Origin of the sequence: Nocardioides sp. GY 10127, assembly GCF_004919085.1 — a bacterium.
Taxonomy (GTDB): Bacteria; Actinomycetota; Actinomycetes; order Propionibacteriales; family Nocardioidaceae; genus Nocardioides.
In genome coordinates this window covers 260,701-278,191 of sequence record NZ_STGL01000001.1, presented here as the reverse complement: position 1 = coordinate 278,191, position 17,491 = coordinate 260,701, and the positions used below count along the sequence as shown (strand labels likewise).

Genomic DNA, 17,491 nt, shown 5'->3' with positions numbered 1-17,491 from the left:
CGTTGCGTCACTCCCAGGTGAAGGTGCGGGCCGTGAGCAGGGCTCCGGCGAGGGTCCAGACGGCGAGGACGGCCAGCCCCACCGGATCGACGGTGCCGTGCAGGAGCCCCGCCCGCAGGGACTCGCCGAGCGCACCGGAGGGCAGCCAGGTGACCCAGCCGCCGGCGCTCCCGTAGGCGTCCGCGGGCAGGACGACGGCACCGCCGGCCATCAGCAGGAGGTAGACGAGGTTGGCGCCGGCCAGGGTCGCCTCCGCGCGCAGCGAGCCCGCCATGGCGAGGGCGAGCGACGCGAACGCCGAGGTGCCGAGGACGGCGGCCAGCAGCGCGCCGACGAGGCCGAGGGCGCCCGGCGTGGGGTGCCAGCCGAGAGCGAGGCCGACCGCGCTCACGACGACCACCTGGAGCACCTCGACGGCCAGCAGGGCGAGCACCTTGCCGCCCAGCAGCCCGGACCGCGGCAGCGGCGAGGCGCCGAGCCACTTGATGACGCCGTAGCGGCGCTCGAAGCCGGTGGCGATGGCGAGCGAGGTGAAGGACGTCGACATGACGGCCAGGGCCAGGACGCCGGGGGTCAGCACGTCCGCGACCGGTGCCGAGAAGGTCAGCCCGACGCGCTCGGCACCGAGCACCCCGCCGACCAGGACGACGACGGGGATGACGAGGGCGATGAGGAGCTGCTCGCCGTTGCGCAGCAGCAGCCGGGCCTCCATCGACGCCTGCGCCAGGACCTGGGCCCGGAACGGCGCCGCCGCGGGGTCGGGACTGAAGGTGCCGGCCGCGGACCCGGCGGTGGGCTCGGCAAGTGGCTGGGCGGTGGGTTCTGCGCTCATCGGGCTGCTCCGTCCAGGCTCGAGCCGATCTCCCCGGCCGCGGCGTCGAGGCTCTCGCGCCCCGTGAGCTCGAGGAACGCGTCCTCGAGCGAGCGGGTGCCCAGGCTCAGCTGGACCGGGACCACGTCGTGCTGCTCGCACCAGCGTGCGACGCGACCGAGCGTCGTCGCGTCGGCCGGCCCGCTCAGCACCAGCGAGGTGGCGTCCAGCACCTGCAGCGAGGCCCCGAGCTCCTCGGCGAGCGCCTGCGGCGCACCCTCGGGCACTGGGCGCTCCAGGACGACGCGGAGCGTCGAGACCCGGCCGCCGCGGGTGAGCTCGCTGGGCGACCCGGTGGCCACGAGGCGGCCGTGGTCGATGATGTGGACGACGTCGGCCAGCCGCTCCGCCTCGTCCATGTAGTGCGTGGTGAGCACCACGGTGACACCGTCCCGGCGGAGCTCCTCGAGCAGCTCCCAGGTGGCGCGCCGCGCCTGCGGGTCCATCCCCGCGGTCGGCTCGTCGACGAAGACCAGCTCGGGGCGTCCGACGACGGCCATCGCCAGCGCCAGCCGCTGCTTCTGGCCCCCGGACAGCCGGCGGTAGGGCGTCCGTCCGCACTCCGCGAGCCCCAGACGCTCGACCAGCAGGTCGTGGTCCAGGGGGCGGGCGTGCAGCTTGGCGACGTGGCGCAGCATCTCCTCGGCGCGCACGCCCGACCAGGCGCCGCCGCCCTGGAGCATGACGCCGATCCGGGGGAGCAGCTCCCGCCGGTCGGCCACGGGGTCGAGGCCGAGGACCCGGACCGTGCCGGACTGCGGGCGGCGGTAACCCTCGCAGGTCTCCAGCGTCGTGGTCTTCCCGGCGCCGTTGGGCCCGAGGACGGCGGTGATGGAGCCACGGGCGACGTCGAGCGAGAGCCCGTCGACGGCCCGGGTCGCGCCGTAGGTCATGGAGAGGTCGCGGACCTCCAGCGCCGGCGTGCTCCCGGCGGCAGGTACGGCATGAGGCACTCCCGCAGTGTAGGAGCGGCCCCCGGCGCGGTCCCAAAGCGCGCACCGCTGCCGCGGGCCGGGCCCGTCGCGCCTAGGCTTCACGCCCGTGACTGCCTGGATCACCGTCCCCGTGCTGGGGCTCTGCCTGGTGGGCGTGGTGTGGACGATCGTGATGATCGCCCGCGCCCAGCACCCGCCCTCGGACGCGTTCTTCGTCCTCCTCGGCGTGCTCATGGTCGCGCTGGTCGTCCAGCTGGTGGTCGGCGGCGTCGCGCTGGCGCGCACGGACCGCCCGGTGGAGGGCGTCACGTTCGTCGCCTACCTGCTCACCGACGTCCTGGTGGTGCCGGTCGGGGCCGCCCTGGCGCTGGTGGAGCGCAGCCGCTGGGGCACCGGCGTCCTGCTCGTGGCCCTGCTGACCGTGGCCGCCTGCCAGTTCCGGCTCGAGTCGCTGTGGAGCGTCGGTGCGTAGCCCGGGCGAGCGGACGACGGACGCCCCGGTCAGCCCCCTGGCGTCCGGGCCGGGGCGCATCCTCGTGGCGCTCTACGGGGTCTTCGCCGTCGCCGCCACGGGCCGCTCGCTCGTCCAGCTGGGGCTCGAGGCCGGCAACGCGCCGCTGGCGTACTCGCTCTCGCTCCTGGCGGCGGTGCTCTACCTCGTGGCCACCTGCTGCTTGCTGCTCGGCAGCGAGGCCGCGCGGCGCACCGCGCTGGTGGCCGTCTGCATCGAGCTCGTCGGTGTGCTGGTCGTGGGCGTGCTCACCTACGTCGAGCCCCAGCTCTTCCCGGACAAGACCGTCTGGTCGCACTTCGGCCAGGGCTACGGCTACCTCCCGCTCGTCCTGCCGTTCCTCGGCCTGGCCTGGCTCCTGCGCAACGGCCGGAACCAGGGTTCTCCACCGCCGGGGGAGTGATCCTCGCCACCACGACGCCCACCACGACCCCCGCCACGGCCCGGCCCGGGCCTTCCCGCGGTGGCAGGTTAGGTGACCCTGGCTTGAAGGTCCGTGAGCAATATCGGCACACTGACGTTGTGGAATTCATCGGACCCGACCCGAAGCAGGAGCAGGGCACGCGTCGACGCGTGACCTCGACCCTGCTCTCGAAGGGTCCGCAGACGGCCGCGGCGCTGGCCGAGGAGCTGGGGCTGACCCCCGCCGCCGTCCGACGCCACCTCGAGGCCCTCCAGTCCGACGGCTCCGTCGAGCAGCGCGACCCCCGGGCCGTCGGTGCCCGGGGCCGTGGGCGCCCGGCCAAGGTCTTCGCGCTCACCGAGCGCGGCCGCGACGGCTTCGCCGCCGGCTACGACGACCTGGCCCGCAGCGCGCTGCGCTTCCTGGCCGAGACCGGTGGCGACGACGCCGTCCGCGCCTTCGCCGAGCGCCGCGTGGCGTTCATCGAGGAGAACTTCGAGGACGTCATGGCCGCCCACCCGGAGTCGACGCCCGCCGAGGTGCTCGCGCTGGTGCTGAGCCAGGAGGGATACGCCGCGTCCGTGCGGGACGTCCCCGCAGCCGCCTCGTCGGCGACGGGGGAGCAGCTGTGCCAGCAGCACTGCCCCGTCTCGCACGTGGCCCACGAGTTCCCCCAGCTGTGCGAGGCGGAGACCGCGGCCATCGGCCGCGTCCTCGAGCGCCACGTCCTGCGCCTCGCGACCATCGCCCACGGCGACGGCGTCTGCACCACCTGCATCCCCGAGCCCGTCGCGGCCCGCGGAGCCACCCGCCTCACCCCCCGCCCGTCCGACGAAAGGAAGCAGGTCACCTCATGACCTCGATCGAGGAACTGAACCCGGAGCTCCAGGGCATCGGCCGCTACGACTTCGGCTGGGCCGACCCGGACGTGGCCGGCGCCTCCGCGCAGCGCGGCCTGAACGAGGCCGTCGTGCGCGACATCTCGGGCAAGAAGAACGAGCCGCAGTGGATGCTCGACCTGCGCCTGAAGGGCCTGAAGCTCTTCGAGCGCAAGCCCATGCCCACGTGGGGCTCGGACCTGTCGGGCATCGACTTCGACAACATCAAGTACTTCGTCCGCTCCTCGGAGAAGCAGGCCACCTCCTGGGAGGAGCTGCCCGAGGACATCAAGAACACCTACGACAAGCTCGGCATCCCGGAGGCGGAGAAGCAGCGCCTCGTCGCCGGCGTCGCGGCCCAGTACGAGTCCGAGGTCGTCTACCACTCGATCCGCGAGGACCTCGAGGCGCAGGGCGTCATCTTCGTCGACACCGACACGGGCCTGCGTGAGCACGAGGAGCTCTTCAAGGAATACTTCGGCACCGTCATCCCCGTCGGCGACAACAAGTTCTCCGCGCTGAACACGTCCGTGTGGTCCGGCGGCTCGTTCATCTACGTGCCCAAGGGCGTCCACGTGGACATCCCGCTCCAGGCCTACTTCCGCATCAACACGGAGAACATGGGCCAGTTCGAGCGGACGCTGATCATCGTCGACGAGGACGCCTACGTGCACTACGTCGAGGGCTGCACCGCGCCGATCTACAAGTCGGACTCGCTGCACTCCGCCGTCGTGGAGATCGTCGTGAAGAAGGGCGGCCGCTGCCGCTACACGACCATCCAGAACTGGTCGAACAACGTCTACAACCTCGTCACCAAGCGCGCGACGTGCGAGGCCGGCGCGACCATGGAGTGGGTCGACGGCAACATCGGCTCCAAGGTGACGATGAAGTACCCGGCCATCTACCTGATGGGCGAGCACGCCAAGGGCGAGACCCTGTCGATCGCCTTCGCCGGCGAGGGCCAGCACCAGGACGCGGGCGCCAAGATGGTGCACGCCGCGCCCCACACGTCCTCCTCGATCCTCAGCAAGTCCGTGGCCCGCGGTGGCGGCCGGACGTCCTACCGCGGCCTGATCCAGGTCAACGAGGGTGCTCACGGCTCGAAGTCGAACGTGCTGTGCGACGCGCTGCTCGTCGACCAGATCAGCCGCTCCGACACCTACCCCTACGTCGACATCCGCGAGGACGACGTGTCGATGGGCCACGAGGCCTCGGTCTCCAAGGTCTCCGACGACCAGCTCTTCTACCTGATGAGCCGCGGCATGGAGCAGGACGAGGCCATGGCCATGATCGTCCGCGGCTTCGTCGAGCCCATCGCCAAGGAGCTCCCGATGGAGTACGCCCTCGAGCTCAACCGCCTCATCGAGCTGCAGATGGAGGGTGCGGTCGGCTGACGCCGGCCCCCTCCACCGCACGCCCAGCTCACGAGAAGAAAGAACCGCAGTGACCGTCACCGATGCTGCCCGCGACACCGTCGCGGCCGCGCTCGAGTCCGACCGGGTCGAGTCCCACCTCAACCCGCCGCCGTCCTACGACCTCGCCGACCACCCGCTGCCCACCGGCCGCGAGGAGGTCTGGCGCTTCACGCCGCTCAAGCGGCTGCGAGGCCTGCTGGACGGCGAGGCCTCGACCGGCAGCCTGACCTGGGACACCACGATCCCGGCGGGCGCGAGCCTCACCGAGATCAGCCCCGAGGAGGCGCGTGCCCTCGAGCTCGCGCCCAACGAGCGCCCGGCCGCCCTGGCCGCGGAGCTCTCGGGCTCGGCCCGGCTGGTCGACGTCCCGGCCGACACCCGGGTCGAGGAGCCGATCGTCCTGCGGCTCACGGGCGGCTCGGTCGACGACCTCGTCCACGGCCGGATGGTGTACCGCTTCGGCGCGCACAGCGAGGCGACCGTCGTCCTCGTGCACGAGGGGTCGGCGCGCTACAACGCCATCTCCACCTTCCTCGTCGGTGACGGCGCGAAGGTCACGGTCCTGACGCTCCAGGACTGGGCCGACGACGCGGTCCACCTCGGCCGCGACTCGATCCGCGTCGGCCGTGACGCCTCGGTCAAGCACGCGTCCATCTCCTTCGGCGGCGACGTGGTGCGCCTGCACGCGAACGTCGAGTACGCCGGCCCCGGCGGCGAGGCCGAGCTCCTCGGCCTGTACTACGCCGACGCCGGCCAGCACCTCGAGCACCGCCTCTTCGCCGACCACAACGCGCCGAAGACCAAGAGCAACGTCAACTACAAGGGCGCCCTGCAGGGCACCGGCGCGCACACCGTGTGGATCGGCAACGTGCTCATCCGCAAGGTCGCCGAGGGCATCGAGACGTACGAGGAGAACCGCAACCTCGTCCTCACCGACGGCTGCCAGGCCGACTCGGTGCCGAACCTGGAGATCGAGACGGGCGAGATCGAGGGTGCCGGGCACGCCTCGGCCACCGCCCGCTTCGACGACGAGCAGCTCTTCTACCTCAAGAGCCGCGGCGTCTCGGAGACCGAGGCCCGCCGCCTCGTGCTGCACGGCTTCTTCTCCGAGCTCATCCGCAAGGTCGACGTCCCCTCCCTGGAGGAGCGGCTCACCGCCACCGTCGAGGCCGAGCTGGCCAAGACGGTGACGAGCGGCTCCTCGGCCGCCGCACTGGAGGCCTGATGAGCCTGGTCCGCGCCTGCACCCTCGCCGAGGTCCCCTCCGGGGAGGCCCTCGCGGTGGACGTCGAGGAGTACACCCTCGCGCTCACCCGGGACGGCGACGACGTGCTGGCCGTCCAGGACCTCTGCAGCCACGCGGCCGTCGCCCTCAGCGAGGGCGACGTCGAGACCGGCCCCGGCGGCGGGTGCGAGATCGAGTGCTGGCTGCACGGCTCGCGCTTCGACATGCGCACCGGCGCGCCCTCGGGGCTGCCGGCCACCGAGCCCGTGGCGACCTTCCGCACCGAGGTCCGCGACGAGGACGGCCAGCAGGTCGTCTACGTCGACGTGGCCTCCACCCTCAACGGCGTCACCCCCGGCTGAGCCGGGCACGCCCCCCAGACACTGCACCGCACCCGCGAGAACGCGAAAGAGAGACACAGATGAGCACGCTGGAGATCAAGGACCTGCAGGTCTCGGTCGAGACCGAGGACGGGCCCAAGGAGATCCTCAAGGGCGTCACGCTGACCATCAAGGACGGCGAGACCCACGCGATCATGGGCCCCAACGGCTCCGGCAAGTCGACCACCGCGTACTCGATCGCCGGTCACCCCAAGTACACGATCACCGGCGGCGAGGTCCTCCTCGACGGCGAGGACGTGCTGGCCATGAGCGTCGACGAGCGGGCCCGTGCCGGCCTCTTCCTCGCCATGCAGTACCCCGTCGAGGTCCCCGGCGTCTCCATGGCCAACTTCCTGCGCACCGCGAAGACCGCGCTGGACGGCGAGGCCCCCAAGCTGCGCACCTGGGTCAAGGACGTCAACGGCGCCCTGGAGCGGATGAACCTGGACACCCAGTTCTCCCAGCGCTCGGTCAACGAGGGCTTCTCCGGCGGCGAGAAGAAGCGCGCCGAGATCGCGCAGCTCGACCTGCTCGACCCGAAGCTGGCGATCCTCGACGAGATCGACTCCGGCCTCGACATCGACGCCCTCAAGGTCGTCTCCGAGGGCATCAACCGCTTCGCCGAGCGCGACGGCAAGGGCGTCCTGCTCATCACGCACTACACCCGCATCCTGCGCTACGTGAAGCCGGACGTCGTCCACGTGTTCGTCGACGGCCGCGTCGCCGAGTCCGGCGGCCCCGAGCTCGCCGACGAGCTCGAGGCGAACGGCTACGACAAGTACGTCAAGGCCGCGGCCGCCCAGGCCTGACCTGGACGCCCCACGCGGGCGCCCGCACGTCGCCGAACTTCACCACCACAGGAGGACTGATGCTCGAGGGTCTGCTGCCTGACCTGGAGGTCGTCCGCAAGGACTTCCCGATCCTCACCCGGACGACCCCGGGTGGGGGTCCGCTGGTCTACCTCGACAGCGCCAACACCTCGCAGAAGCCGCAGGTCGTCATCGACACGATGGTCGACCACCTCGAGCGCCACAACGCCAACGTCGCCCGCGCCATGCACATGCTCGGGGCCGAGGCGACCGAGGCGTTCGAGGGCGCCCGCGACAAGGTAGCCGCGTTCATCGGCGCCCCCGAGCGCTCGGAGGTGATCTTCACCAAGAACGCCTCCGAGGCGCTCAACCTGGTCGCGACCACCCTGGGGTGGGCCGGCGAGCACCAGGTGGGCCCCGGCGACGTCGTGGTGACCACGGAGATGGAGCACCACTCCAACATCGTCCCGTGGCAGATGCTCTGCCAGCGCACGGGTGCGGAGCTGCGGTGGTTCACCTTCGACGAGGACGGCTACCTCGACCTCTCCCAGGCCGACGAGCTCCTCACCGAGCGGACCAAGGTCGTCACCCTCACGTGGGTCTCGAACATGCTCGGCACCATCAACCCGGTCGCCGAGATCACCCGCCGCGCCCACGCGGTCGGCGCGATCGTCGTCGTGGACGCCAGCCAGGCAGCCCCGCAGCTGCCGATCGACCTGGCGGCGATGGCGCCGGAGGAGCGCCCCGACGCGCTCGTCTTCACCGGGCACAAGGTCGTCGGCCCCACCGGCATCGGCGTCCTCTGGGGCAGCCGGGCGCTGCTCGAGGCGCTCCCGCCGTTCCTCGGCGGTGGCGAGATGATCGAGACCGTCCGGATGACCGGCTCCACCTACGCCGGCATCCCGGCCAAGTTCGAGGCGGGCACCCCGCCGATCGTCGAGGCGGTCGGCCTCGGCGCGGCGGTGGAGTACCTCTCCGCGCTGGGCATGGAGCACGTCCACGCGCACGAGCGGGCCATCACCGGCTACGCGCTCGAGGGCCTCGCGGGCGTCAAGGGCCTGCGGGTGCTCGGCCCCACCGACCCGGCCCACCGGGGCGGAGCGGTCTCCTTCGAGCTCGCGGGCGTGCACCCGCACGACATCATGACCGTGCTCGACACCCGCGGGGTCGCCGTGCGCGCCGGGCACCACTGCGCCCGCCCCGCGCACGAGAAGTTCGGCGTGCAGAGCTCCACCCGGGCGTCGTCGTACCTGTACACGACGCCGGAGGAGATCGACGCGCTCGTCGACGCCCTGGAATACACCCGCTCCTACTTCCGCTTGGACGACTGATGAGCAGCGAGCTGGACGCCCTGTACCAGGAGATCATCCTGGACCACTACAAGAACCCCCACCACAAGGGCCTGCGGGACCCCTTCGAGGCGGAGGTGCACCACGTGAACCCCACCTGCGGTGACGAGATCACCCTGCGGGTCCACGTCGAGGACGGCACGGTCGCCGACGTCTCCTACGACGCCGTCGGGTGCTCCATCAGCCAGGCCTCGACCTCGGTCCTCACCGACCTCGTCATCGGCAAGAAGGTCGACGAGGCCCTCTCCGTGCACCAGACGTTCCTCGAGCTGATGCAGTCCAAGGGGACCATCGAGCCGGACGAGGAGGTGCTGGAGGACGCGATCGCGTTCGCCGGCGTCGCCAAGTTCCCGGCGCGCGTGAAGTGCGCCCTCCTGGCCTGGATGGCCTGGAAGGACGCCACCGCGCAGTCCCTCGGGACGCTGCCCGAGCCCGCCACCTCGAGCCAGGAGGCCTGAGATGACCGACACCGCCCACACCACCGAGGCCGCGACGCCGGACCACTCGGACCTGCCCGACGTCCCCGAGGCCGCGGCGTCCGCGTCCCCGTCGTCGAGCGCCTCCTCGGTGACCTCCTCGACCGTGAGCGTCGACGAGGTCACCGAGGCCATGAAGGACGTCGTCGACCCCGAGCTCGGGATCAACGTCGTCGACCTCGGCCTCGTCTACGGCGTCCACGTCGACGAGGGCTCGAACGTGGTCATCGACATGACGCTCACCTCCGCGGCCTGCCCGCTGACCGACGTCATCCAGGACCAGACCGACGCGGCCCTCGAGGGCATCGTCAACGACGTCGCGATCAACTGGGTCTGGCTGCCGCCGTGGGGCCCGGACAAGATCACCGAGGACGGCCGCGAGCAGCTTCGGGCGCTCGGCTTCAACGTCTGAGCCGGGGCGGTCGACGCCGCCCCCGCACGCGGGCTGACTAGGCTCGGCGCATGGTCGACACGACGCAGCCCGACGGTTGCGACCCCGATCTCTCTGGTCTCCCCGATCCCGAGGCCCTGCGCGCCTTCTGGGACGTCGCCCGCGTGCACGCCCGACTGGGCGCGAGCGTCCCGTCGTACTTCGGGCCCTCGACGCTCGAGGTCGTCCCGCCCCCGGCGTGGGGGTTCGGGGACGAGGAGGCCGCCGCCCGCACGGCGGAGGTCCTGGAGGGCCTCGTCACCGGCGCGACCAGCAGGCTCGGCGAGCACGCCGAGGGAGAGCTCCCGGCCGTCGGCTCCCTGTCGATCCTCCTGGACGCGCACGTGCGCCCCGTCGCCCTCCTGTCCACCACCGCGGTGCAGGTGACGGCCGTGGCCCAGGTGCCGCCCGCACACATGGCCGCGGAGCTGGCCGCCGTGCCCCCGGACCCGGCGGCGCTGCGAGCGGCGTGGCTGGCCACGGTGGTCGCGGGCCTCGGCCCCGTCGCCGACGACGACCTGCTCGTCCTGGAGACCTTCCACGTCGTGCACCGGGCCGACGGGGCCGAACGGGCCGACGGGGCCGAACGGCCGTGAGCGCGGCCGGCTCCACCGTCCTCCTCGTGCCGCCCGGGCGGGTCGAGCGCTGGGTCGAGAACTTCGGGCGCAGGCACGGCGAGCCGGCCCTGACGCTCGACGCCGGCGTGCTGGTCGGGTCCGCGCCCGACGGTGCCTGGTGCCGGTTGGCGCTGCCCTTCGGGGGGCCCGTGGGGGAGGCCTCGGTCGCGGTGACCGCCGAGGCCGCTCGCGAGGCTGCCGGGCGGCCCTACGGCGTCCTGCTCGTGCGCCGCGGGGGCTACGCGGTCGCGCTCGTGCGGGACGGGGTGCTCGCGGCGAGCAAGACCGGTCAGCGTCACGTGCAGGGACGCACGAAGGCGGGTGGTTGGTCCCAGCAGCGGTTCGCCCGTCGTCGCGAGCAGCAGGCCCGGGTGGCCGGGGAGGCCGCCGCCGGACACGCTGCGCGCGTGCTCGAGGGGCTCGACGGCCCCCTCGTCCTGGGCGGCGACCGGGCGATGGTCGAGGAGGTCACGGACGACCTGGGGCTCGGGACCGCGCACCCGGTGGCGGGGCTGGAGAACGTGCGCGTGGACGCCCGGTTCCTCGCCGTCCCCGACCCGCGCCGCGACGTCCTCCTGGCGGCGGTGGCGGACGCCGCCGCGGTCGAGGTGACCGTCCACAACGGGTGACCACGTCCTGCTGACGCCCCCGCACCGGTGGTGGCCCGGCGGGCGGCCCGTCCCCTCGGGAGGTCGGACCCTCGCGGTCGGGTTCGCGCCGCACTAGCGTGCGGGACGTGAGCGAGACCGCACTGCACGTACAGGGACTGGTGAAGTCGTTCGGCAGGTCGCGGGCCCTCGACGGGCTCGACCTCGAGGTGGCGGCGGGGGAGGTGCACGGCTTCCTGGGGCCCAACGGCGCCGGCAAGTCCACCACCCTGCGCTGCCTGCTGGGCCTGCTCCGCGCCGACGCCGGGAACGTCCAGGTCCTGGGCCTGGACCCCTGGCGCGACACCGTGCCCCTGCACCGGCGGCTCGCGTACGTGCCGGGCGACGTGACGCTCTGGCCGCGCCTCACCGGCGGCGAGACCATCGACCTGCTGCTGCGGCTGCGCGGGGTCGTGCCGGCCCCGGGGCGACGGGCCGAGCTGCTGGAACGGTTCGCCCTCGACCCCACCAAGCGCGCGGGCACCTACTCCAAGGGCAACCGGCAGAAGGTGGCACTGGTCGCCGCCTTCGCCGCGGACGTCGACCTGCTGCTGCTCGACGAGCCCACCAGCGGCCTCGACCCGCTCATGGAGCACGAGTTCGGCGTCTGCCTCGCCGAGCACGCCGCGCGGGGCACGGCCGTGCTGCTCTCCAGCCACATCCTGGCCGAGGTGGAGCACCTCGCGCAGCGGGTCACGATCGTGCGCGACGGGCGCACCGTGCTGTCGGGGAGCCTGGAGGACCTCCGGGGTCTGCGGAGGACCCGGGTCCGCGCCCGGATCAGCGGGACGAGCGAGGGTCTCGCCGGACTGGCCGGATTGGGGGGCCTGGGCGGCCTGGCCGGCGTCCACGACCTGGTGGTGGGCGCGCCCGGCGCGGACGCCGGTGGGGCTGCACCCGAGGTCGAGGTGACCCTGGCGGTGGAGCCCGAGGCCCTGCCCGGCGTCCTGGCCGCCCTGGCCGCAGCGGGCGTCCACGGGATCGAGTGCGGGCCCCCGAGCCTCGAGCAGCTGTTCCTGGACCAGTACCGGGTGTCGTCGTGACCGGCCTGCTGACGCACCGACGGGCCCCGGACGAGCCGGGCGCAGGCAGCGGCACGGGCAGCGGCGCCCACGGGGCAGGGCTCCTCGCCCGCGCGGCCCTGCGTCGCGACCGCGTGCTCGTGGCGGTCTGGCTCGTCGTCCTCACCGGCCTGGTCTACGCCTCGGCCGCCGCCACCCCAGGCCTGTACCCCGACGAGCGCAGCCGGATCGAGGCCGCCGAGGCGCTCACGTCCAGCGCGGCCGTCGTCGCGCTCTACGGTCCGATCACGGACCCCACGAGCCTCGGTGAGCTGGCGATGACGAAGCTGACGGTCCTCTACGCCGTCGCGGTCGCCGTCCTCGGGCTGGTGCTCGTGCGCCGGCACACCCGGACCGAGGAGGAGCGCGGCCTCACCGAGCTCCTGGGGTCCACCGCGATCGGGCCGTCGGCCCCGCTGGCCGCGGCTGTCGGGCTGGCCTGGGGCGTGAGCGTCGTCGTCGGCGTCCTCGCGGCCGTGGCGGACGTCGCGGGCGGGCTGCCCCTCGCAGGCTCGCTGCTCTTCGGTGCCTCGTGGGCCGGGATGGGCCTGGTCGGCGCCGGCCTCGGGGCGGTCACGTGCCAGCTCAGCGCCTCGAGCAGGACGGCGGCCGGGCTGGCGTCCGGCGCGCTCGGCGTCCTCTATGCCCTGCGCGTCGCGGCCGACGTGGGGCCGGCGCCGCTGGCCTTCCTCGGCTGGCTCTCGCCGTTCGGCTGGCAGACCCGCCTCCAGGCGTGGTCGGACCCGCGACCGTGGGTCCTGCTGCTGCACCTGGGCACGGCCGTGGGCCTCGTGGTGCTGGCGGTCGTGCTGCGCCGGCGCCGGGACCTGGGGTCGGGGCTGCTGGCCGAGCGGCCCGGTGCCGCGGAGGCCGGGGCGAGCCTGTCCGGCGTCGTCGGCCTGACCTGGCACCAGCACCGCTCCGCTCTGGCGTGGTGGACGGTCGCCGTGGCGGGCTGGGGGATGCTGCTCGGCGCCATCACGCCCGGCGTGGGGGACCTGCTCGACACGGACGCGGGGCGCACGATGCTCCAGGCCCTGGGCGGGGAGGGCGCCCTCCAGGACGCGCTGGTCTCCGCCGTCCTCGCCCTCGTCGGGGTCGGGATCGGCGCGTGGGCCGTCGTCGTGGTGGCCCGGGCAGGCGCGGACGAGCGCTCCGGCCGCACCGAGGCCCTCCTGTCGACCGCCACTGCCCGTGGGCGCCTCGTCGGCGTGACCGTCGTCCTCGCCCTCGCGGGGAGTGCCTGGCTGCTGCTGGTGGCCGGGTGCGGGCTCGCGCTCGGCGGCGCGGTGGCCGGGGCGACGCTGTCCGGCTCGGTGTGGTGGGCGGGGCTCGCCTACCTGCCGGCCGTCGCGGTCGTGACCGGTCTCGCGGTGCTGCTCTGGGCGCTCTCGCCGGGCTGGGCTCCCGGCGGCTGGGCGGTGCTCGTGGGCTGCCTGCTGCTCGACCTGCTCGCCGACCTGCTGGACCTGCCGTCCGGGATCTCGGAGCTCTCGCCGTACGCGCACGTCGCGGCGGTGCCGGTCCAGACCGTCGACCCCCTGAGCAGCCTCGTGCTGGCCTTGGTGGCCGCCGCGCTGCTGGGCGTGGCGTGGGTGCGCCTTCTCACACGCGACATCGGCTAGCGTCGGAGCATGTGGCAGCCCCAGCCCGGCTGGCACCCGCTCCCGGGTGGTAGCGCGCCGAGCACGCTCGGCGTGTGGCGCGCCGTCGTGGGGGACGAGCCGGTCTCGGTCAAGCGGCTGGTCCGGCCCGAGCCGGGGGACCCGGAGGAGTACTCCCAGGCGTCCCACTTCGCCTACTGGCGTCGCGCGGCCGACGTGGCCACCTCCGGCGTGCTGGCCCGCTCGTGCGGCCTGCGCCCGCCCGTCCGCAGCCAGGTGGTCGAGGACGACGAGGGCATCACCCTCACCGACGACTGGGTGGAGGACGCCGCGGTCAACGGGCTGTTCGCCGCCCACGCCCTGGGGCGCTTCGCCGGCACGCCCGTGCCGGCGGTCGACTGGCTGGCGCGCGGGCAGCTGCGCTCGCGGCTGCTCCGGATCGAGCGCCGGGGCGGCTGGACCACCCTGGCCCGCCTCCCCGTCGCCGACGTGGCCGACGTGCTGTGGCAGGCCCGCGCCCGCCACCTCGACGCGCTCGACCGGCTGCCCCAGGTGCTCCAGCACGGCGACCCCACCCCCGCCAACCTCCTCGGGCGCGAGGGCGACGACGTGGTGGCCGTCGACTGGGGGACGCTGGGGGTCGGCGCGGTCGGCGGGGACCTCGGCTACTACCTGCTGTCGGCCCGCGAGGAGTTCGAGCCGCTCCTAGACGCCTACCTGCTCGGCCTGCCGACCGGCACCGCCACCGCGGACGAGGCGCGGCTCGGCGCGACCGTCGTCGCGGTGTACACCGCCCTGAGCCGCGCGGACTGGGCGCTGGCGCGTGTCGCCCCCGGCGAGGGCCCGCTCCTGGCGAAGATCCGCCATCCCGCCGTCGCCCCCTACCTCCGGTCGCTCCAAAGGCAGTACCACCTGATCGAGGCGTTGCTGGGGCTGTGACCGTCTGCCGCTGGGGTCGGCGCTCGGTCTCTGGCGGCTCGCTGGCTCCACGTTTGGTCCCCAACCCGTGTTTGTGAGCGCTCACAGTCACGGTTGGTGACCAAACGTGAGGCCCCGCGGCCGCCGCGAGGCGCGAACGAGCCCGAGCCGCACCGAGGCGTGACAGGGACGACAGACAGCCGAATCGCCCGGTCGGGGCCGACGACCCTAGACTCGGCGGACGATGATCACCGCCCACCAGCTCGAGGTCCGCGTCGGCGCTCGACTCCTCATGGCCGATGTCAGCTTCCGGGTCGCGGCGGGCGACAAGGTCGGACTCGTCGGCCGCAACGGCGCCGGCAAGACGACGCTCACCAAGATCCTCTCCGGCGAGGCCCTGCCGGCGTCCGGCCAGGTGACCTCCAACGGCGAGGTCGGCTACCTGCCCCAGGACCCGCGTACCGGGGACCCCGAGGTGCTCGCACGCGACCGCATCCTCTCCGCCCGCGGCCTGGACACCATCGTCCAGCGCATGCGCAAGGCCGAGGAGATGATGATGTCCGAGAAGGCGTCGGAGCGGGAGAAGGCCATGCGCCGCTACTCGCGGGCGCAGGACGAGATGCAGGCCGCCGGCGGCTACGCGGCGGAGTCCGAGGCCGCGACCATCGCCTCGAGCCTCGGCATCGAGGAGCGGCTGCTCGGCCAGCCGCTCAAGACGCTCTCGGGCGGCCAGCGCCGCCGCGTCGAGCTCGCGCGCATCCTGTTCTCCTCCGCCGAGGTGCTCATCCTCGACGAGCCGACGAACCACCTGGACGCCGACTCGATCGTCTGGCTGCGGGACTTCCTCAAGGCCTACTCCGGCGGCTTCATCGTCATCTCCCACGACAACGACCTGCTCGCGGCGACGGTGAACAAGGTCATGCACCTGGACGCCAACCGCCAGGCCATGGACGTCTACAACATGGGCTGGAAGAACTACCTCGTCCAGCGCGAGACCGACGAGAAGCGCCGCAAGCGCGAGCGGATGAACGCCGAGAACAAGGCGAAGACGCTCACCGACCAGGCCAACAAGATGCGCGCCAAGGCCACCAAGGCCCAGGCCGCGCAGTCCATGCTCAAGCGCGCCGAGAAGCTGCTCGCCGGCATCGAGGGGGAGCGCCAGTCGGACAAGGTGGCGGCGATCGCCTTCCCGAAGCCGGCCCCCTGCGGGAAGACGCCGCTCACCGGCGAGGGCCTGACGAAGGCGTACGGCTCGCTGGAGGTCTTCACCGGGGTGGACCTGGCCATCGACCGCGGCTCCCGCGTGGTCATCCTCGGCCTCAACGGTGCCGGCAAGACCACGCTGCTGCGCATCCTCGGGGGCGTCGACCAGCCGGACACCGGCGCGATCGTCCCCGGCCACGGTCTGAAGATCGGCTACTACGCCCAGGAGCACGAGACGCTGGACACCAAGCGCTCGGTGCTGGAGAACATGCAGTCCGCGGCGCCCCAGCTGACCGACACCGAGGCCCGCAGCGTCCTGGGCTCGTTCCTCTTCTCCGGGGACGACGTGCACAAGCCGGCCGGAGTGCTCTCCGGTGGCGAGAAGACCCGGCTCGCCCTGGCGTCCCTCGTCGTCTCCAGCGCCAACGTCCTGCTGCTGGACGAGCCGACCAACAACCTCGACCCCGCGTCCCGTGAGGAGGTGCTCGCCGCGATCCGCTCCTACGAGGGCGCGATCGTCCTCGTCACGCACGACGAGGGCGCCGTGCACGCGCTCGAGCCCGACCGCGTGCTGCTCCTGCCCGACGGCACCGAGGACCTCTGGAACCCCGACTACGCGGACCTGGTCTCGCTGGCCTGAGGTGCCCCACCTCGGGTTGGTGACCAAACGTGTCGCGGGAGGGCTGTTGGCGTCGGATTGGTGACCAAACGTGGCGCGGGAGGGCCGGTGGCCTCGGGTTGGTGACCAAACGTGGCGCTGGCCGGCTGGTGGCGTCGGGTTGGTGACCAAACGTGGAGGCGGACGGCCGCTGGCATCAGGTTGGTGACCAAACGTGGAGCCCGGACGCCACAGGACCTACCGATCGGTAACAATCACCCGCACCGTCGGTCCGGCCTCCTAGACTGCCTGCCATGACTGACGAGACGCCCGGGACGATGACGTCGGAGGAGCTGGCCGAGGTCGGGCTGGGGCTCACGGTGGACGGGGCGGTGGCGACCCTGACGCTGGACCGGCCCGAGGTCCGCAACGCCCAGACCCCCGCCATGTGGCTGACCCTCGCGAGGGTGGGCGAGCAGCTGCTCTCCGACCCGGCCGTGCGGGTCGTCGTGGTCCGAGGCGCCGGGGCCGGGTTCTCGGCCGGGCTCGACCGCGCCGTGCTCATGCCGAAGCCGGGCGCGGGGGAGTCGGTCCACGATCTGCTCGCCCTGGACGACGCCGGCATGGCCGACCGCATCGACGCCTACCAGCGCGGCTTCACGTGGCTGCGCGACCCGCGGATCGTCTCCATCGCCGCCGTGCACGGTCACGCCGTCGGCGCAGGCTTCCAGCTGGCGCTCTCCTGCGACCTGCGCGTGCTGGCACAGGGCGCGAGCCTGAGCATGAAGGAGGCGGCGCTGGGCCTGGTCCCGGACCTCACCGGCACCCTCCCGCTCGTCGAGGCCGTGGGCTACAGCCGCGCTCTGGAGCTGTGCACCACCGCCCGCAGCGTGGACGCCGAGGAGGCGCTGCGCCTCGGTCTGGCGCTCGACGTGGTGCCGGCGGAGGGGCTCGAGGCCGCCGTCCAGGCGCTCGTGGCCGCCCTCACCGCCACTCCTGCGGCCAACGCCCGTGCGGTGAAGGCCATCCTGCGCGCGGCGGTGCCGGGGGACCTCGACACCCAGCGGCGCACGGAGCGCGAGCACCAGGTGGGCCGCTTCCGCGAGATGGCGGCCCTCATGGCGCAGGCGCCCCGGGGCTAGCGGTGTCGGGGATGATGAA

19 protein-coding genes are annotated in these 17,491 nt (G+C 73.1%); 17 read left to right on the top strand and 2 right to left on the bottom strand.

From position 1 onward, the window contains the following. Nucleotides 1-7 precede the first annotated feature (7 nt). The gene (locus E8D37_RS01250; RefSeq protein ID WP_136567923.1) at nucleotides 8-832 is read right to left on the bottom strand and encodes an ABC transporter permease; all 825 of its coding nucleotides are present in this window, start codon (nucleotides 830-832) and stop codon (nucleotides 8-10) included. Next, a complete protein-coding gene (locus tag E8D37_RS01245; RefSeq protein WP_240770112.1) occupies nucleotides 829-1,824 on the bottom strand; it encodes an ABC transporter ATP-binding protein in 996 nt (331 codons plus the stop codon). Before E8D37_RS01245 ends, E8D37_RS01250 begins: the two co-directional genes overlap by 4 nt. Nucleotides 1,825-1,912: 88 nt before the next feature. Here E8D37_RS01245 and E8D37_RS01240 point away from each other — a divergent pair, with 88 nt between their 5' ends. The 17 genes from E8D37_RS01240 to E8D37_RS01160 all read left to right on the top strand — a co-directional run bounded on the left by E8D37_RS01240 (nucleotide 1,913) and on the right by E8D37_RS01160 (nucleotide 17,472). Next, the gene (locus E8D37_RS01240) at nucleotides 1,913-2,278 is read left to right on the top strand and encodes a hypothetical protein (RefSeq protein ID WP_136567922.1); all 366 of its coding nucleotides are present in this window, start codon (nucleotides 1,913-1,915) and stop codon (nucleotides 2,276-2,278) included. After that, on the top strand, nucleotides 2,271-2,720 hold the full coding sequence (locus E8D37_RS01235; protein ID WP_136567921.1) for a hypothetical protein: 450 nt from the start codon (nucleotides 2,271-2,273) through the stop codon (nucleotides 2,718-2,720). The genes E8D37_RS01240 and E8D37_RS01235 overlap by 8 nt, the downstream gene beginning before the upstream one ends. Nucleotides 2,721-2,839: 119 nt before the next feature. Continuing rightward, on the top strand, nucleotides 2,840-3,577 hold the full coding sequence (locus E8D37_RS01230) for a helix-turn-helix domain-containing protein (RefSeq protein ID WP_240770111.1): 738 nt from the start codon (nucleotides 2,840-2,842) through the stop codon (nucleotides 3,575-3,577). After that, nucleotides 3,574-4,992, top strand: coding sequence for a Fe-S cluster assembly protein SufB (gene sufB / locus E8D37_RS01225; protein WP_136567920.1), 1,419 nt, complete (start codon nucleotides 3,574-3,576; stop codon nucleotides 4,990-4,992). The genes E8D37_RS01230 and sufB overlap by 4 nt, the downstream gene beginning before the upstream one ends. A gap of 49 nt (nucleotides 4,993-5,041) precedes the next feature. Next, nucleotides 5,042-6,238, top strand: coding sequence for a Fe-S cluster assembly protein SufD (sufD, locus tag E8D37_RS01220; protein WP_136567919.1), 1,197 nt, complete (start codon nucleotides 5,042-5,044; stop codon nucleotides 6,236-6,238). Then, on the top strand, nucleotides 6,238-6,600 hold the full coding sequence (locus E8D37_RS01215) for a non-heme iron oxygenase ferredoxin subunit (RefSeq protein WP_136567918.1): 363 nt from the start codon (nucleotides 6,238-6,240) through the stop codon (nucleotides 6,598-6,600). Before sufD ends, E8D37_RS01215 begins: the two co-directional genes overlap by 1 nt. A 59-nt stretch (nucleotides 6,601-6,659) precedes the next feature. Continuing rightward, complete coding sequence (sufC, locus tag E8D37_RS01210; RefSeq protein ID WP_136567917.1) at nucleotides 6,660-7,427, top strand: Fe-S cluster assembly ATPase SufC; 768 nt, start codon at nucleotides 6,660-6,662, stop codon at nucleotides 7,425-7,427. 59 nt (nucleotides 7,428-7,486) lie between these two features. Then, nucleotides 7,487-8,758 (top strand): SufS family cysteine desulfurase, encoded by a 1,272-nt coding sequence (locus E8D37_RS01205; RefSeq protein ID WP_136567916.1) that lies wholly within the window; start codon nucleotides 7,487-7,489, stop codon nucleotides 8,756-8,758. Continuing rightward, nucleotides 8,758-9,234 (top strand): Fe-S cluster assembly sulfur transfer protein SufU, encoded by a 477-nt coding sequence (gene sufU, locus E8D37_RS01200; protein WP_136567915.1) that lies wholly within the window; start codon nucleotides 8,758-8,760, stop codon nucleotides 9,232-9,234. Before E8D37_RS01205 ends, sufU begins: the two co-directional genes overlap by 1 nt. Before the next feature lies 1 nt (nucleotide 9,235). Further along, nucleotides 9,236-9,664, top strand: a complete 429-nt coding sequence (locus tag E8D37_RS01195) for a metal-sulfur cluster assembly factor (protein WP_136567914.1) — start codon at nucleotides 9,236-9,238, stop codon at nucleotides 9,662-9,664. A gap of 50 nt (nucleotides 9,665-9,714) precedes the next feature. Continuing rightward, nucleotides 9,715-10,278, top strand: coding sequence for an ASCH domain-containing protein (locus E8D37_RS01190; protein ID WP_136567913.1), 564 nt, complete (start codon nucleotides 9,715-9,717; stop codon nucleotides 10,276-10,278). Further along, nucleotides 10,275-10,928, top strand: coding sequence for an acVLRF1 family peptidyl-tRNA hydrolase (locus tag E8D37_RS01185; protein WP_136567912.1), 654 nt, complete (start codon nucleotides 10,275-10,277; stop codon nucleotides 10,926-10,928). The genes E8D37_RS01190 and E8D37_RS01185 overlap by 4 nt, the downstream gene beginning before the upstream one ends. Nucleotides 10,929-11,035: 107 nt before the next feature. After that, nucleotides 11,036-11,989 carry an ABC transporter ATP-binding protein gene (locus E8D37_RS01180; protein WP_206055507.1) on the top strand — a complete coding sequence of 318 codons (954 nt, stop codon included), beginning with the start codon at nucleotides 11,036-11,038 and terminating at the stop codon, nucleotides 11,987-11,989. After that, on the top strand, nucleotides 11,986-13,632 hold the full coding sequence (locus tag E8D37_RS01175) for a hypothetical protein (RefSeq protein WP_136567911.1): 1,647 nt from the start codon (nucleotides 11,986-11,988) through the stop codon (nucleotides 13,630-13,632). Before E8D37_RS01180 ends, E8D37_RS01175 begins: the two co-directional genes overlap by 4 nt. 9 nt (nucleotides 13,633-13,641) lie before the next feature. Continuing rightward, nucleotides 13,642-14,550 (top strand): aminoglycoside phosphotransferase family protein, encoded by a 909-nt coding sequence (locus E8D37_RS01170; protein ID WP_136567910.1) that lies wholly within the window; start codon nucleotides 13,642-13,644, stop codon nucleotides 14,548-14,550. Nucleotides 14,551-14,773: 223 nt separating this feature from the next. After that, nucleotides 14,774-16,372, top strand: a complete 1,599-nt coding sequence (locus E8D37_RS01165) for an ABC-F family ATP-binding cassette domain-containing protein (protein WP_136567909.1) — start codon at nucleotides 14,774-14,776, stop codon at nucleotides 16,370-16,372. A 272-nt stretch (nucleotides 16,373-16,644) separates the two neighbouring features. Next, complete coding sequence (locus E8D37_RS01160; RefSeq protein ID WP_206055506.1) at nucleotides 16,645-17,472, top strand: enoyl-CoA hydratase/isomerase family protein; 828 nt, start codon at nucleotides 16,645-16,647, stop codon at nucleotides 17,470-17,472. The last annotated feature ends 19 nt before the right edge of the window (nucleotides 17,473-17,491 follow it).